The sequence below is a fragment of the Spirosoma sp. KUDC1026 genome (assembly GCF_013375035.1).
Taxonomy (GTDB): domain Bacteria; phylum Bacteroidota; class Bacteroidia; order Cytophagales; family Spirosomataceae; genus Spirosoma.
In genome coordinates this window covers 2,200,529-2,217,265 of sequence record NZ_CP056032.1, presented here as the reverse complement: position 1 = coordinate 2,217,265, position 16,737 = coordinate 2,200,529, and the positions used below count along the sequence as shown (strand labels likewise).

11 protein-coding genes are annotated in these 16,737 nt (G+C 52.3%); 8 read left to right on the top strand and 3 right to left on the bottom strand.

The window, feature by feature from the left end; genetic code table 11:
* Nucleotides 1-69: 69 nt before the first annotated feature.
* From HU175_RS25015 to HU175_RS09345, 3 genes are all read left to right on the top strand, one after another.
* The gene (locus tag HU175_RS25015; RefSeq protein ID WP_317167809.1) at nt 70-1,140 is read left to right on the top strand and encodes an ABC transporter permease; all 1,071 of its coding nucleotides are present in this window, start codon (nt 70-72) and stop codon (nt 1,138-1,140) included.
* 12 nt (nt 1,141-1,152) lie between these two features.
* Nucleotides 1,153-3,516 (top strand): ABC transporter permease, encoded by a 2,364-nt coding sequence (locus HU175_RS09350; protein WP_176566339.1) that lies wholly within the window; start codon nt 1,153-1,155, stop codon nt 3,514-3,516.
* 185 nt (nt 3,517-3,701) lie between these two features.
* A complete protein-coding gene (locus tag HU175_RS09345; RefSeq protein WP_176566338.1) occupies nt 3,702-5,267 on the top strand; it encodes a sensor histidine kinase in 1,566 nt (521 codons plus the stop codon).
* Between the two features lie 20 nt (nt 5,268-5,287).
* On the opposite strand, the gene HU175_RS09340 is transcribed toward HU175_RS09345, so the two are convergent.
* The gene (locus HU175_RS09340) at nt 5,288-5,806 is read right to left on the bottom strand and encodes a biopolymer transporter ExbD (RefSeq protein ID WP_176566337.1); all 519 of its coding nucleotides are present in this window, start codon (nt 5,804-5,806) and stop codon (nt 5,288-5,290) included.
* Between the two features lie 130 nt (nt 5,807-5,936).
* Nucleotides 5,937-6,119 carry a hypothetical protein gene (locus tag HU175_RS09335; RefSeq protein WP_176566336.1) on the bottom strand — a complete coding sequence of 61 codons (183 nt, stop codon included), beginning with the start codon at nt 6,117-6,119 and terminating at the stop codon, nt 5,937-5,939.
* Between HU175_RS09335 and HU175_RS09330 the strand changes: the two genes are divergently transcribed.
* The 4 genes from HU175_RS09330 (at nt 6,118) to HU175_RS09315 (ending at nt 14,264) form a co-directional block, all read left to right on the top strand.
* On the top strand, nt 6,118-6,810 hold the full coding sequence (locus HU175_RS09330; RefSeq protein ID WP_176566335.1) for a LytR/AlgR family response regulator transcription factor: 693 nt from the start codon (nt 6,118-6,120) through the stop codon (nt 6,808-6,810). The two genes, HU175_RS09335 and HU175_RS09330, sit on opposite strands and share 2 nt — an antisense overlap.
* Before the next feature lie 200 nt (nt 6,811-7,010).
* Nucleotides 7,011-9,392 (top strand): ABC transporter permease, encoded by a 2,382-nt coding sequence (locus tag HU175_RS09325; RefSeq protein ID WP_176566334.1) that lies wholly within the window; start codon nt 7,011-7,013, stop codon nt 9,390-9,392.
* Nucleotides 9,393-9,404: 12 nt separating this feature from the next.
* The gene (locus HU175_RS09320; RefSeq protein WP_176566333.1) at nt 9,405-11,828 is read left to right on the top strand and encodes an ABC transporter permease; all 2,424 of its coding nucleotides are present in this window, start codon (nt 9,405-9,407) and stop codon (nt 11,826-11,828) included.
* Nucleotides 11,829-11,840: 12 nt separating this feature from the next.
* Nucleotides 11,841-14,264, top strand: a complete 2,424-nt coding sequence (locus HU175_RS09315; protein ID WP_176566332.1) for an FtsX-like permease family protein — start codon at nt 11,841-11,843, stop codon at nt 14,262-14,264.
* Between the two features lie 146 nt (nt 14,265-14,410).
* On the opposite strand, the gene HU175_RS09310 is transcribed toward HU175_RS09315, so the two are convergent.
* Nucleotides 14,411-14,839 (bottom strand): CHRD domain-containing protein, encoded by a 429-nt coding sequence (locus tag HU175_RS09310; RefSeq protein WP_228724380.1) that lies wholly within the window; start codon nt 14,837-14,839, stop codon nt 14,411-14,413.
* Nucleotides 14,840-15,285: 446 nt separating this feature from the next.
* Here HU175_RS09310 and HU175_RS09305 point away from each other — a divergent pair, with 446 nt between their 5' ends.
* A complete protein-coding gene (locus HU175_RS09305) occupies nt 15,286-16,680 on the top strand; it encodes a hypothetical protein (protein ID WP_176566330.1) in 1,395 nt (464 codons plus the stop codon).
* Nucleotides 16,681-16,737 lie beyond the last annotated feature (57 nt).

Here is a 16,737-nt window from a genome sequence, read left to right as displayed (position 1 = left end):
CTGGGCCGGGGCAGTACCTCGTTCCGGCAGGTGCTGGTCGTGATTCAGTTCAGTATTTCAATCATACTGATGCTGGGTATGGCCATTGTGACGCGCCAATTGCATTACCTCAAACACAAAGAACTGGGCTACAACAGCGCCCAAACGATGGTTATTCCCATCCAGAACGAGGACATCTACAACTTTCTCACCCAGCGCAAAGGCGACCTGTTAAGTCAAAGTCATGTGTCGAACGTGTCGCTGATGTCGGGCGAGCCGGGCGGCTATTTCGACGCGCAGATGTTCGACGTAGAAGGGCATGATGAGCGCTGGCGGGGCCGTACTGAGTTCGTCGATTTCGATTATGTGAAAACGCTGGGTCTGAAAGTAATCGCCGGGCGGGATTTGTCGCCAGCCTTCCCGACCGATAGTACGCAGGCGCTTTTGCTGAATCGCACGGCAGCGGCCAAACTGGGCTGGACACCGCAGCAGGCCATTGGCAAATGGCTGAAGAACACCCTGCATGACAGCACACGTCAGATTGTTGTTGGCGTGGTCGAGGATTTTAATTTCCTGTCACTCCGCGAGCATATCGAGCCGCTGGTTATTTCGCCCGACGACGATCAGCGGGTAGGGCTGGTTCGGCTGAAACCCGGCGACGTGCAGGCTGGTGTCGAAGCTGTTGCGGCCCTCTATGCCAAAACGAAGCCTGCCTATCCGTTTGAATACCGGTTTCTGGATGAGCAGTTCGATCAGCTGTACCAGACCAACCTGCGGCAGCAGACCATTCTGGGCATCTTTGCGGGGCTGGCTATTTTCATTGCCTGCCTGGGTTTGTTTGGGCTGGCGTCGTTCCTGGCCCGGCAGCGTACCAAAGAAATTGGCGTTCGGAAAGTACTGGGCGCATCGGTGGTGAGCGTGGTGGCCCTGCTCTCTAAAGATTTCCTGAAACTGGTACTCTTGGCTATCGTGGTTGCCAGTCCGCTGGCTTACTACGGCATGAATCGCTGGCTGCAAAACTTCGCCTACCGGGTCGAGATGTCGTGGTGGGTGTTTGCTATGGCGGGACTGGTAGCTATCGGCGTCGCCTTACTGACGATCAGTGTTCAAAGTATCCGGGCCGCCCTGGTCAACCCCGTTAAATCCTTACGTTCCGAATAATCATTGACGATTATGATTAGAAACTATCTCAAAATCGCCTGGCGGAACCTGGTTCGTAATAAAGCTTTCTCGGCGATCAATATTATTGGCCTTTCGCTGGGCATGTCCTGTAGTCTGCTGATTTATTTGTGGGTACAGGATGAGCGTGCGTATGATTCGTTTCACCAGAACCGTGGTCGCCTATATCGGATAATCGTCCATTCCGTTGAGAAAGATGGCTCAATCACGAATAGCTTTGATAATTCGCCGGGTATCTTATCTGGGGCACTAAAACGGGAGATCCCCGAGGTTAGTCATGCCGTCACGATAACATGGGAAAACAGTGATCGGCTCCGCGTGGGGGCTAAAGCGGCTAAAGAAAAAGGTCGAATCGTGGACAACGATTTTTTCGACATGTTTTCATTTCCACTGCTTAAAGGCACCCCACAAACCGTGTTTTCCGCACCGAATAGTCTGGTCATTTCTCAACGATTAGCACAGGCCTATTTTGGATCGGCGAATCCGGTTGGTCGGCTTATTCGGTTCAATGACAAAGACGATTACATCGTCAGTGGAGTATTTGCCAACGTTCCATCTAACTCCTCAATCAAATTTGATTATCTACTTTCGTTTGAATCATTTGCGCGTAGGAATCCATGGATTGTCGATGGCTGGGACGATTTCGGACCATCCACGGTCATTATGCTTCGGCCAGATGCTTCAGTAAAAAAAGTAAACGACAAGATCCGTCGCTTTCTCACTCTGCACGATAAGACTATTCAAGAAAAGGCACTGGATTTACAACCTTACGAAGATCAGTATTTGTATTCCCAATTTGAGAATGGGATTCCGGTAGGAGGACGTATCGAATACGTACGGCTTTTTTCGATAGTAGCGCTATTTATCCTGTTGATAGCCTGTATCAACTTTGTCAACTTAGCAACCGCACGTTCGGCAAAAAGGGCCAAAGAGATTGGTGTACGTAAAGCTATCGGTGCGGCTAAAGCCTATCTGGTCGGTCAGTTCGTTGGCGAATCGTTCTGTATGACGCTGCTAGCGGCCTGTCTCGCTATGCTCATAGCCCAGTTATTATTACCTGCTTTTAATACGATAACGGGAGAAACAATCGAGATTCCGCTTGATAGTCCAGCCTTCTTTGGTATACTGGCGGCATTACTTGGTATAACTACGCTGACAGCTGGCGTTTATCCAGCCCTGTTTCTGTCTTCGTTCGATCCGGTTCACGTACTAAAGGGATCATTCCAGACAAAATCTACTGTTTCGCTCTTTCGAAAAGGATTAGTCGTTTTCCAGTTTACTCTATCGCTTATTTTGATAATGGGTACATTGATCGTATTCCGGCAGATCCGTTACATCCAGACCAAAAATATTGGGCTAAGTCGCGACAACGTGCTTTATATTAAGCTGGAAGGGGAGCTAAGCAAACGCTATGAACTCTTTAAACAGGTACTCTTGCAATCGAATACGATCCAAAATGTAACCACTGTAAATACGATTCCGACTGACGTAGGAAATGCAACCAGTGATGTACAATGGACGGCCAAAAAACCCACTGACAAATTTTCGATCTGGCTCATGGGGGCATCGTATGATTTTGCCAGAACTTTGAATATTACCCTTAAAGAAGGCCATGAGTTTTCTTCGGCCTTCTCCTCCGATACGACCGGTTTTCTTCTCAACGAAGCGGCTGCTCAGCAAATGCACTTGATAGACCCCATTGGTCAGTCTATCAACTTGTGGGGTAAGCAGGGCAAAGTCATCGGCTTAATGAGAAATTTCCATCTGCAATCGCTACATAAGCCCATTGAGCCACTCCTGGTTTATTTCGAATCACAACCACGGGGTAATTGCGTCGTCCGAATTCAGGAGGGTAAAACGCAGGCAGCCTTATCAGTCATGCAACAGGCTTGCCGATCAATTAACCCAACCTATCCATTTACGTATGAGTTTGCCGATGACACCTACCGACAACAGTATAAGAGCGAAACAGTTATTGGCAAGCTAGTCACCTATTTTGCTTCGCTGGCCGTTCTGATTTCATGTCTGGGACTACTCGGGCTAGCCGCTTTTACGGCCGAACAACGTACTAAGGAAATCGGTGTACGAAAGGTACTCGGTGCCTCCGTCGCCAGTATCGTCGCTCTACTCTCCAAAGACTTCCTCAAGTTGGTATTAATCGCAATTCTGGTAGCTTCACCGATTGCCTGGTATGTCATGCATCAATGGCTCCAGAACTTTGCCTATCGTGTTGACATCCATTGGTGGGTTTTCGCCCTGGCCGGGTTGCTGGCGGTAAGCATCGCTCTGCTAACAGTCAGTATTCAAAGCGCGAAGGCAGCTTTAGTAAACCCGGTCAAATCATTGAAAACAGAATAGTAGAAGGTGGAAAGGGAGAAGGGCAGGCTTGACTATCTCTTTCTTCCTTACTCCCTTTCTTCCTTACTCCCTTTCTGCTTGTTCCCTCCTGCCCCCTTTTCATCCCATTTTTCGCCTGGTTCAACCCATTTTTCCCACGAGCCTTTTGGCCCACCCTAGCTTTGGTCAAAAATCGATCAATAGCTATGCAGGAACATTCACTCAAACGATACGCCGAACCATTATTCCTGATCGGCCTGGCAACGATCTATGTCATACGACGACTGCTAATAGAGGTTAACAACCTTGATGGCATGATCGGCCTGTCAGCTAGTGGCAACGGCATTCCGGCCGGAACCTACTGGCCGGAACTGGGTAACTACGACCATACGCTCAACAACAACATACCACTCATTGCTGGCGTTTGCCTCTTTCTGGGAGCCTGGTCCGTATTCCGCTACTTGGCGTATCCCCGACTATCCGAAGACGTTAGTAACCGCACGGGCTGGCTTTACGTCGGCCTGACGGTTGCGCTCCTTCTGGTAAGTACATTTGTTTACCATTATTTGAAGCTATACGTCCGCTATAAACATCTCGATTCGGGTGACATTTTTGGGCTGAGAGTTTACTCGCTCTACCGCAAACGGACCGTACTAGCCGACGCGATCGGACTGGGTATTCTGCTGGCTACGTATGAAATTATACGGGGGTATTACGTGTATCTATCCGACAAAACCCGTCAGGAGTCACTGCCTATTCTTCGCGTCGTCGGGTATCTCCTAATCAGTGGTATTACTATCTTACTGGTACTATTCGCGATGAATCTCCATCTGCCTTCTACACTGTGGGAAGGTACATTCCGCGACATCCTGCTGGTATTAGGGTTGGTCATTCAGATCCATTTTTCCCAGTCATTCATTTACAGAAACGTATTTAGCAAGTCGGCTGATCTCAGGGCAGTTTCCCCCTACACACTAGGCATCTTTCTGCTGGCAGTCCTTGTCATAACGACCGTTATCTGGGAAGCCAGTACCCGGTTTTATTATCACTCGCTGGACCCAATCATTACGTTTAGTGTCATCGTCGTGATCTGTTCCATCGTGATCGCCTACGGACGCCGGGTACTGAATTGGGAGAAGACCGTTCTTCAAACCCAGGTGTCTGCCAAATCGGCGGAGCTAGCCAGTCTGCGCGCGCAGATCAACCCGCACTTTCTGTTCAATGCATTGAATAGTCTGTATGCGACGGCGCTCAAGGAGAACAGCGAAAAAACGGCCGACGGTATTCAGAAGCTAGGCGACATGATGCGGTTTATGCTGCAGGAAAATAACCGCGACCGTATCCCGCTCAACAAGGAGGTTGAATACCTGCACAACTACATCGACATCCAGCGAATGCGCGTCGATGAAACGCACCCCATCGAAATTCGGGTCAACATTCAGCAGCCCAACCGCGAAATCTACCTCGCCCCGATGCTGCTGACGTCCTTCGTGGAAAATGCCTTTAAACACGGTATCAGCCTGCGAAATCCATCCTGGATTTTTATCACACTCACGCTGGACGCTACGACCCTATATTTCAAAGTTCACAACTCCCGGCATCCCCGTCCGGCCGAATCGACTGACCAGTACGATCCCGAAAAAGATCAGTCAGGTGTCGGACTGGACAACGTTCGCAAGCGCCTAGAGCTAATTTATCCGGGTCGGCACACACTCGGCATTCAGCAGTCGGAACAGGACTATTTCGTCTCACTGACGCTGGTGTACTGGTAAGCACAGGATTCCGGGAGCAATCATCGGTGGTCAGAGATTTTCATAACGACAGGCCGCTGCGGATACCTCTGTTGATACTGCCGATACGTTGTCAGTAAATCCTGTTCCTCACCAGACAGTTGGTCCGCTAGCATATAATCGATCTGCCCGTTTACAGCTAACGCATCAATGACGTCCACCAGATTTTTAATAATCGATTGACTGGTCGGCTTGATCGCCAGAATAGGATTTGTCAGCAAAGCGGTACGACGTAACGTACGTTGTAGCCCGTTGGTAGAATAATCGATTTCGACGTAGCTAGCTGCACTGTCAGCTCCGTACAAAAGGTACCCAATTCTATTATTCTCTAACAAAAACAGGATACCCGTGAGCGGCAGATAGTACTCCGCTTTCCCAATAGGGCTCCTGTAGACAGATACGACTTTATGCCGCTCTAGCTGCTTCATCCAGATAAAAAACGTAATCAACAGCATAGCTACGCTAACAAATGGAGCCATATCTACCTGATGAAGTTTGTATCGCTGGCGGGCTGCTCTCATCGGAAAATCGTCGGTTTAACAAGCGATGACCACAACACCCAAAATTCATACGATCCACTTAAATTTTCTTTTCCATGAAATGCTTTTATCTTCCCCTGCTCTTACTGTGGCTGGTTCCTGTTGTAGTGGCTCAGATGGCATCAAGCTTCATGTCAGCCAGTCCGGTATCGACCGTCAATGAGCCGCCACGGCTACGTTTTTTGCTACAGACGAATGACGCATCATGTACCGTTGAGATTGCCGCCGACGGTACCATTTCCGGTTTGCTCTCCTTCGAGGAGGACCGCTGGACGAACCAAAAGTAATCGCTCATGCCCTTGACCGCTATTGCTATTGATGACGAACCGCAGGCGCTGGACGTAATTCGGCTACATGCCGCCAAGGTGTCTTTCCTGCACCTGGAGGCTACATTTACCGACGCGTTCGAAGCCATTACGTACCTGCAGACGCATCGTGCCGACCTGATTTTTCTGGACATTAAAATGCCGGATATTTCGGGTGTCGACGTAGTGAAGTGTCTGCCCCGCAATCCGATGGTGATTTTCACGACGGCCTACTCCGATTATGCCGTTCAGGGGTTCGAGCTCGATGCGGTTGATTACCTCTTGAAGCCGTTTTCGCTGGCTCGTTTTCTCAAAGCCTGTATGAAGGCGCTCGACATTCATACACTACGTTCGGAGGAAGATCCGTTTATTTTCGTCAAAACGGGTTACGAAGAAGAGAAGGTCCGCGTCGATGATATTCTGTACCTCGAAGCCGACGGCAACTACCTGTCGTTTGTGCTGCCAACCCGTCGCTTGCTCAGCCGGCAGACAATGACCGATGCGTTGCAGTTGCTACCACCTGGTCTGTTCGTTCGGGTGCATCGATCATACGCCATTGCCATTCGTAAAATCGAAAAGATAGCCCGGCAGGAGATTACCGTAGCTGGTGGAGCAATTCCCATTGGTGCGTCGTACGAACGTACCGTGGCCGACATCCGAGCTAGTCTGAACCTACCCTAAGCCAGCTAAAGGCTCTATCAATCAGCTGTTTTTGGCCTATTTGTTCTGTCCGTAAGCGAACGTAAGCCGTCCGTTTACGGACATTGAGCAGACCTATCGCAATATTACCTACTGTTTGTCAGCAAGTTACGTAATTGGTATGTCGTTTGGGACAGTTCGGCTTGGTGTTCCCTTCGTTTATCGCTATAACCTGACCGATCATGCTGCGTAATCACGTCAAAATCGCACTTCGGACCTTCTGGAAAAACAAGCTGTTCAGCGGTCTCAACATAGTCGGGCTGGGGGTCGGCATGGCTGCTGTCTGGCTCATGGTTTTATACGTGGTCAACGAGCAAAGCTACGACCGCTTTCACACCAACGCCGACCGCATTGTCCGGGTCGTACAGCACGCACAGTGGCAGGGCGGGGATCTGCACATCGCGGCCACACCGGCCCCCTTCGCGGAAGCCTTGAAGCAAGACTACCCGGACGTGGAAAAGACGGTCCGCTTTAACCAGGAGGGCGGTGGATTGATAACAGCTGGCGACAAAAAACTGGACGTCCCCGCCATTTACTTCACCGACCCGACGGTGTTTGAGGTGTTCACCTTTCCCTTTCTATATGGCGACCCGCGTACGGCTCTTCGTAGACCGCAGAGCATCGTACTGACGAAAAGCGTCGCCGAAAAACTGTTTGGCAGTGCTGGCAACGCAGTCGGTAAAGTCATCGAGTTCAGCAATCATTTTCCGAATACGGTGACGGGCGTTATCGAGGATGTACCGACTAACTCGCACCTGCAATTCGGCGCCTTACGTTCCTTCCCCGACAATTATACCAGTGGCTGGCAGCAGGCTGAACTATACACGTACCTGTTGCTGGCAAAGGGCAGTGAACCCGAAAGCCGGTCGGCAAAACTGACCGGTTTTTTTCCAAAATACCTGAAAAAGGAAATGGGCGACGTAACGTATCGGCTGGAACTACAACCCCTGACGTCGATTCACCTGCATTCGCATCTGGACTACGAAATCAGCCCGAACGGCAACGCCCGTACAGTTTCCATTTTTGCCGCTGTAGCCGCGCTGATTCTACTGATTGCCTGCATCAACTACGTCAACCTGAACACAGTCCGCGCTCTCAAACGGACCCGCGAAGTCGGGGTTCGAAAAGCAGTCGGATCCTTTCGTCGGCAACTGATTGGTCAATTTCTGACCGAATCATTGCTCATGACATTACTGGCGGGCCTGGTTAGTGCTAGTCTGGTCGTTATGGCATTGCCGTACTTCAACCAGCTCGCCGACAAGAGCTTGTCGCTGGGCAGCTGGGCTGACATTCTGCTAACGGTTGTACTGTTCTCGGTGCTGATTGGCACACTGAGCGGTTTGTATCCAGCCCTGCGTATGTCAGGTTTTCGACCCGTACCGGCTTTGCGTGGCCAACAGAGCACCCATCAGCAGCCGGTTAGGCTCCGGCAGGCGCTGGTCGTTTTTCAGTTCGTCACCACAGTGGCGCTGATTGCCTGCTCAGGCGTTGTATACCGACAGATGCAGTTTGTCAGCCAGGCGGATTTAGGGTTCAATAAAGAACAGGTGCTTACCTTTCACATCGACGACGAAACCGTCCGGCAACGCGTCGACGCGCTTAAGGAATCACTGCTCCGGAGTCCACTGATCGAAAGCGCAGCTGCGGCCAGCAATCCGATCGGCAACAACAACATCGGCGGTTCAGGTATGTTTTTCGAGCAACAGGACGCGTTTGGGGCCAATGCGCAGATGGTTCAGAAATTCCTCGTCGACCCGGACTACCTGACTACGCTGGAGATCGGTCTGGAAAGCGGCCGTAACTTTTCCGAGTCTTTTAAAAGCGATGCGTCGAATGCCGTGCTGATCAATCAGACGCTGGCCCGACAGCTTGGCCCCCGGCCGGTTGGCAAGCGGGTACGTTATTTTATCGATCAGGCCAATCACACCGCCGAAGCCCGCATCATTGGCGTAGTCAAGGATTTCCACACCTATTCACTTCAACACAAAGTCGAACCGCTGGTGCTGCAAATGCCCACGGCGCCAGACAAAGACAATCTGTACGTTCGCATTCGCGCAGGCAACGTAGCGGCAGCCCTGGCCCACATCCAGACCGTTTACCGAACGTTCTCCCCCACGGCTACGCTAGATTTTCACTTTCTGGACGAAAATTTCTCGAAGCAGTATCAGGCGGAGCAGAAGCAGGGCAACGTGCTACTAACGTTTACGATACTGGCTGTCTTTATTGCCTGTCTGGGTCTGTTCGGGCTGGTCGCATTCGCAGCCGAACAGCGCACAAAAGAGATTGGCGTGCGAAAAGTGCTGGGCGCATCCGTCGCCAGTATTGTCGCTCTGCTTTCCCGCGATTTCCTCAAGCTGGTCCTGATCGCTGTCATAATCGCATCGCCTATTGCCTGGTACGCCATGCACCAATGGCTACAGAATTTTGCCTACAAAATTGAACTGAGCTGGTGGCTGTTCCTACTGGCCGGTCTGCTAGCTACGGGTATCGCCTTACTCACGGTGAGTCTCCAAAGCATCCGGGCGGCCCTGGTCAATCCGGTTGAATCACTACGATCCGAGTAAACCATCACTATTATGCTCCGCAACTATCTCAAAATCGCCTGGCGCAATCTGGCTAAAAACCGGGTCTATTCATTCATCAACATCGGTGGCTTGGCCGTCGGGATGGCTGTGGCCATGTTGATTGGTTTGTGGGGCTGGGACGAACTCTCGTTCAACAAGTCATTCGCCAACTACGACCGCATTGCTCAGGTCATGCAGCAGCAGCTATTCAACGGGCACATCGGTACGCAAGAGTCTATTCCGGCTCCGCTGGAGGCAGAACTGCGGACCAACTACGGCGGTCATTCCAAGCATCTGGCCATGACCACTTCGCCCGGCGACCGAGTGCTATCGTACGGCGATAAGCACCTCGCGCGGTCGGGCAACTACATGGGAGCTGATATGCCCGAAATCCTGTCGCTACACATGCTGAAAGGCACTCGACAGGGACTACGGGAATTGAACTCGGTCCTGCTGTCGGCGTCGACGGCGCGGGCGCTTTTCGGCGATGCCGACCCAATAGGCAAACTCATCAACATTGAAGGAAAAGCCGATGTGACCGTGACAGGTGTTTACGAAGACCTGCCCTTCAGTACGGAGTTTCGGGACCTTACTTTCATTGCTCCCTGGAACCTGTTCGTCAGCATATATCCCTGGGTGAAGCGGCCACTAGACAACCACGAATGGGGCTTTAATGCGTTTCAACTCTATGTTCAGCTTACCGACAATGCCGACATGCAGACGGTAAGCGCGCAGATTAAAAACGCCAAGCTTAACAAAGTCCCGGCCGACGACCGGAAATACAACTCGACGCTGTTTCTCCACCCGATGAGCGACTGGCGACTGTACTCGTCCTGGAAAGAAGGCGTACAGACGGGCGGCTACATCCAGTACGTCCGGCTGTTTGGGCTGGTTGGTATTTTCGTACTGCTGCTGGCCTGCATCAATTTCATGAACCTGAGCACGGCCCGCTCTGAAAAACGCGCCAAAGAAGTCGGCATTCGCAAAGCCGTCGGGTCGGTGCGCAGTCAGCTGGTGAACCAGTTTTTCAGTGAGTCGTTTCTGGTCGTCGGGCTGGCGTTTGTAGTAGCCGTTTTACTGACCCTGGTCTTGCTGCCCTGGTTCAACACGGTAGCCGACAAACGCATCACGTTCCCCTGGTCTGAAGCCCCGTTCTGGCTGGTCAGTCTGGGCTTTGTGGGTATCACCGGGCTGCTGGCGGGCAGCTATCCCGCTTTTTATCTGTCGTCGTTCCAGCCCATCAAAGTCCTGAAGGGGCAGGGTTCGTCATGGCGGTTCCGGGTGGGCGGTCTGGCGGCTGCGCCACGTCAGGTACTGGTCGTGATTCAGTTTACGGTTTCCCTGACACTGATTATCGGTACCATCATTGTGTACCGGCAGGTTCAGCACACCAAAAACCGACCGCTCGGCTACGACAGTAACGGCGTGGTCATGATGGAGATGCTGTCACCTGCTTTCTATGGCAAATACGACCTGCTAAAAACTGAACTGACCAACGCGGACGTCATTCAGGATATGGCCGAATCGTCGAGTCCGCTGACGGGGGTCTGGTCGAATGATAGCGACTTTAGCTGGCCGGACAAAGACCCTTCACTCGATGCAGATTTCTCGAAAATTTTTGTCACACATGATTTCGGCAGAACGGTAGGCTGGCAATTCAGGGAAGGTCGTGACTTTTCGCGGGCGTTTACCACTGATTCCTCTGCCATTATTATCAACGAAGCCGCCGTTAAGTTCATGGGTCTCAAGCACCCTATCGGCACGGTCGTCAGGTGGGGGCAGACAAGCGCGCCCAAGACTAAAAACTTCACCATTATTGGCGTGGTCAAAGACGTACTGGCCGAGTCGCCCTACGAACCGGTGAAACAGGCAATCTACTTCATGGATTACGAGAACGCCAACTGGATCGTGCTCAAACTCAACCCAGCTAGAAGCGTCAGCGAGTCGATGGCGGTTGTTGAAGCCACGTTCAAGAAACATGTACCGTCGGCTCCGTTCGTGTACCAGTTTGCCGATCAGGAATTCGGTAAAAAGTTTGCGTCGGAAGAGCGCATCGGCACGCTGGCGGGTGGCTTCGCAGTCCTGGCCATTTTCATCTCCTGCCTGGGTTTGTTCGGCCTGGCCTCGTTCACCGCCGAGCAGCGCACCAAAGAAATCGGGGTTCGGAAAGTACTCGGGGCCAGCGTACTGAATCTGTGGGCTCTGCTCTCGAAAGATTTCATTGTACTGGTAACCATCGCCTGCCTGATTGCGATACCTGTCGCTTACTATTACCTGAGCAACTGGCTGAACGGCTATAACTACCATACCGAACTATCGTGGTGGATTTTTGCGGGGGCAGCCCTGGGTACGCTGGTCATTACGTTGCTGACGGTCTCGTTCCAGAGCATAAAAGCCGCGCTGATCAATCCGGTGAAAAGTTTGCGGAGTGAATAAACCTCGACGATCATGTTCCGAAACTATCTTAAGATCGCCTGGCGAAATCTGCTTCGCAATCGGGTGCTAAGCACCATTAATATCGCTGGGCTGAGTGCCGGTCTGGCTGCGGTTGTGTTTATCCTGCTGTTTATCCAGGATGAGGTTTCGTATGATCGGTTCCAAACGCAGGGGGATCAACTATACCGGGTGGTGCTGAATACAACAACGGCCGATGGCAACGAGATTACGTCTGGCTCGACCGGCGTTCCCGAAGGCCCTGCTTTCGCGGCTGCCCTGCCCGAAGTGGCCGATTTCTGTCGAGTACAGGGGTACGAGATGCTGTTTCGCAAGAAAGACGAGAGCATTTACCAGCAGGTTATGTACGTAGATACGTCATTTTTCAGGCTATTCAGTTTCGAGTTACTGGCCGGTGACGCCCGTACCTTATTGAGCGAACCGGGAAACGTAGTCGTCACGGACGACGTAGCCCGGAAGTATTTTGGCACCACCGACGTACTGAATCGGCTTTTACCAATTGATGCGGGCGGCAGTTTTGAAAACTACCGCATTACGGGGGTTGTCAAAACTCCACCCATGAATTCGAGCATTCAATTCGATGCCCTGCGCCCGTTGGTGGCTGCGCTCCCCCCCGACCGCAAACACTGGAGCGACAACAACTGGGCAGAAGGCTTTCTGAATACGTTTCTGCGGCTACGTTCCGACCGCACGGGCGCAGTGGCTGATCCAATGGCCGTCGAGCGAAAATTGCCATCGGTTGTTACCAGGTACGCTGGTCAGCAGCTCGCGCAGGCGCAGCAGGAAAATGGTCGGTTCAGCATTGCCTATCACCTGCAACCCTACACGGCCATGCACCTCGACGATCGGTACGACCTCAGCAACGGCCTGACGCGCGGCTCCTCGTCGGTGTATTCGTACTTACTGGGCGGTATTGCCGTATTGATTCTGCTGCTGGCCTGTATCAACTTCGTAAATCTAACGCTGGCCCGCACACTGCGTCGGGCCAAAGAAATCGGGATTCGGAAAGCAACGGGCAGCACCCGTCGGCAACTGATCGGGCAGTTTTTGGGTGAAACGTTTCTGCTTACGCTCCTGGCTTTCGTGCTGGCCGTGCTGGTGGTCACTGCGCTGCTTCCGCAGTTTTCAGCCCTTGCCAACAAGGCGTTACAGCCTGGTTTCCTGCTTAATTTTTCTACGTTGGGGTTGTTTGCCGGATTGCTCGTGCTGGTTACCCTACTGGCAGGTTTTTATCCGGCGTTGGTTCTCTCAGGGTTCAACCCCACGCAGATTCTTTACGGACGGCTACGGTTGGCAGGGCGTAATCAACTGGGAAAATCACTGCTGGTGACACAGTTCGTGATCGCCATCGTGCTGCTGATCGGAACAGCCGTATTGCACGGACAATTCAACTACATACGAACCGCCGATGTAGGGTACGAACGAGCCAACCGGGTCCGGGTGTATATACCATGGGGCCGCGAAAAGCAGGGGGAACTACTAAAACAGGCCCTGCGCCAGCAACCGGGTATCGAGGCCGTGGGCCGAAAGTCGGGTGGACATCAGTCAGCCACATACTACGTCCGAAACAAACCCGTCAAGGCGGGACGGGAATGGATCGACGACCAGTACCTGAACCTGGTAAACATCCCGATTCTGGCGGGCCGGGGTCTGAACGCAGCCCGACCGGCCGATAGTTTATCCAGCGTACTGGTCAATGAAACGTTTGCCCGGCAATACCTGTCGGCCAATCAGCCCGCTGTTGGGCAGGTTATCCAGCGCGACGGCGACAACAACCTTCGGCACGACCTGACAGTAGTGGGGCTGGTGCGCGACTACCAGTTTCGGTCTATGCGCGACAAACCGGAGCCGGTCGTGTTGCAGCTCGGTAAGCCCGAACAGATGAATCAGCTATACGCTCGACTGACGGCGGGCCGCACACCGGCCGGGCTGCGCGCCATCGAGACGTTGTTCCGGAAGGCGCTTCCCTTTCAGCCATTTTCCTATCACTTTATGGAAGACGACCGCCTGAATGAGTATGCCGACGACGCCGACTGGAAAGAACTCATCACCGATGCCGCGTTGCTGGCACTCCTGATTGCCGTTTCCGGACTATTTGGGCTTGTATCCCTAACGATTGAACAACGCATTAAGGAGATTGGCCTTCGGAAAGTACTGGGTGCCAGCACACTGGAAGTGAGTCGATTACTAACCGTTACGTATCTGAAACTAGTCCTGGCTGCCTTCGTGATTGCCGCGCCTATTGGCTGGTATGCCGCCCAAAACTGGCTCGATACGTTTACTTACCGAATCTCACTGACGGGCTGGCTTATTGGTGCAGTCGGCCTGTCGGTATTCACCATCGTGCTACTGACGGTCGCGTTCCAAAGCATCCGGGCGGCACTAGTCAATCCGGTTAAATCACTTCGGTCCGAATAGAACCATAAGCAACACGCCTACCTGTTCACAAATGTCTGTCTTCCAGACGAAAAACCGGTTTCGGTATGTGGCGTCAGTACAAACGAAAAGCGACTCCCAACCTGACTGGATCAGGCCGGGAGCCGCTAAGCGGTTACGTATGCTTCTTAGTCGGTTTGTGCGATATTACCCCGGATCAGGCCGTTAGGAAAAGCCGACGTATGCAGGTTAGCGTACGTCTTTTTGTTGTACATATCGTCCTGTTGCCCCTGCGTCAACGTGGTCTGTCCGACGATCGGGCTGGTCAGCGATGGGAACGTAATTGTTATACCACCCGTGTTGCCGGAAGCCGTATTAGCCGTCACCGAATGGATGTGCCCCATGGTCGGCGTCAGTCCCTGATAGGTGACCGTGTAGCTCAGCACCCGCGTCACCCGGTTGTAATTAGCGGTGTAGTTTCCCGTGGCACTGGTACTCACGGGCGGCACTTCATTATTGCCGTTCATGACCGCGCCAAACGTATCGTTCGGATCGTCGGGAGACGGGTTACTGCCCGAGTTACAGGATGGTAGTAGTAGTGGAGCGGCAGCAAGCATAAGTAATGTTGCTAACTTCTTTGGCTTGATCATGGTGGTACTGATTATAGATAAATGGAAAAAATACTATGGTACACAACCTTTTTGTTAGAAAAATTTCCCACCAAAATCGATCATTTCTATTGAACGCGATCTGTATCCAGGCCAACATTAAAATCAAAAATCAAAACAATTTCCTGATTTTCAGATCAATACAAAATAATCATATCTAGAATATCACCTACTTAACTTGTTTCATTATTCCGGATGAATGTAAGGCCGATCAACCATTCGCATTTATCATTGCCCTAACCGGCCCATCCTAAGTAGTTATACTTTTTTAATTGACACTTAACACCTTTCGCGCACGGTCTGTAGGGCTCCTTCTGTTAGGTAGATAACCGCCTGAGAAGAGATCTTCACCGGTGATTAGCAGACACAACTATTCATTTTTTCTGAGTTTCGCCATGAAAGCGCTCAATCATTTTTCCGTAGCAACAGCCCTGTTTCTGGGGCTGGGACTTCTGATCGCGCAAAGCCAACCGATAATCGCTCAGACGCTCGACGATAACCGCACACCGGCTGTCTCTAACGCCGACCAATCCATCGTTTCGGCTATTGCCCCCTACCGCGACGACGTTCGTCACTCCATTCTACTAGCCAGTCAGCAGCCCGACGTGCTCAGCCAACTGGCTCAGCAGCAGAACAGCAGCCAGCGGGCCTTTACTAACCTGATTCAGTCCTACGGCCAGACCAGGCAGACATGGTTTTACGATCTGGCCCGCTTCCCTGCTATACTGCACGACTTGGCGATGCTACCACCGGGTTCGAGTCAGGCGACGGTGCAGGACGTAACGAAATCGCTGCCATCGGATGTCCAGGAATCCGCCTGGAAACTCTACCATAATCACCACAACGATCTGGTTCAGGCTGACAATCTGAATCAGCATGCCGATCGGGCGTTTACGGATTTAACGACTTCGCTGGACCAACCTACGCAGGCTGCTTTCCGGCAGTTACTCGGCATGCCCGACGTACTGACACTGTTGACGCAGCAGATCGACAAAACGGCGGAACTAGGCCGGGCGTATCAGACCGATCCCGTGGGTGTAGCGCAAAACCTGACGGACTTACACGACAAGCTGGACGCACAAAATCAGCAGGAACTGGCTAATTACCAGCGAGAACTGAACCAGGACCCGCAGGCGCAGCAGGAACTACAGCAGGCTGGTCAGGCCTACGCGCAGGCCAACGGCTACCGCACGAACGGCATCAATCCGAACCCAGCCTGGATTAATACGGGTTACTACAACCAGAATCCCTATTCCTACTGGTTTGGTTACCCATACTGGTACGCGTCGCCGATGTGGTATCCATCGGCCTGGTGGTACGGAACCGGCTTTTACGCCGGTACTGGTGGCAACTTGGTTGTCTTTGGTCTGCCATCCATCGGTTTCTCTAACTGGTTTTTTAACCGGGGCTACTCGTATTATCCCCACCTGTATAACCGCTTCAATACGTATTACGCCAACAACGTCGGTTATCATCGCTACTGGTCGCCGGGCAACTCCGGTTTTATGACAGCGGCCCACCGGGCGTTTGGTCCTGCCTACAGCACGCTTGGCGGTCGTCCGAATTGGTTCGGTGGCGGCCGTATCTATAGTTCACCAGGAACCTTAAGCAGTGGTAACGGGCGATTGGCGGCCCCACTAGACCGGATGGGCTCAGGCAGTTACCGGGGCAACATGCGTTCGTACGGCGGTTTCAGTAATCGGTCGTTCGGAGGCAGCCCCGTCAGCGGTATGCGTTCCTTCGGCGGGGGTAGCTTTGGTGGATTCCACGGTGGCCGGGGCGGCCGATAAAAAGGAAACAGTACTGGGGTAAGAGTAAGAAAGTGGAATCCACTTCCTACTCCTACC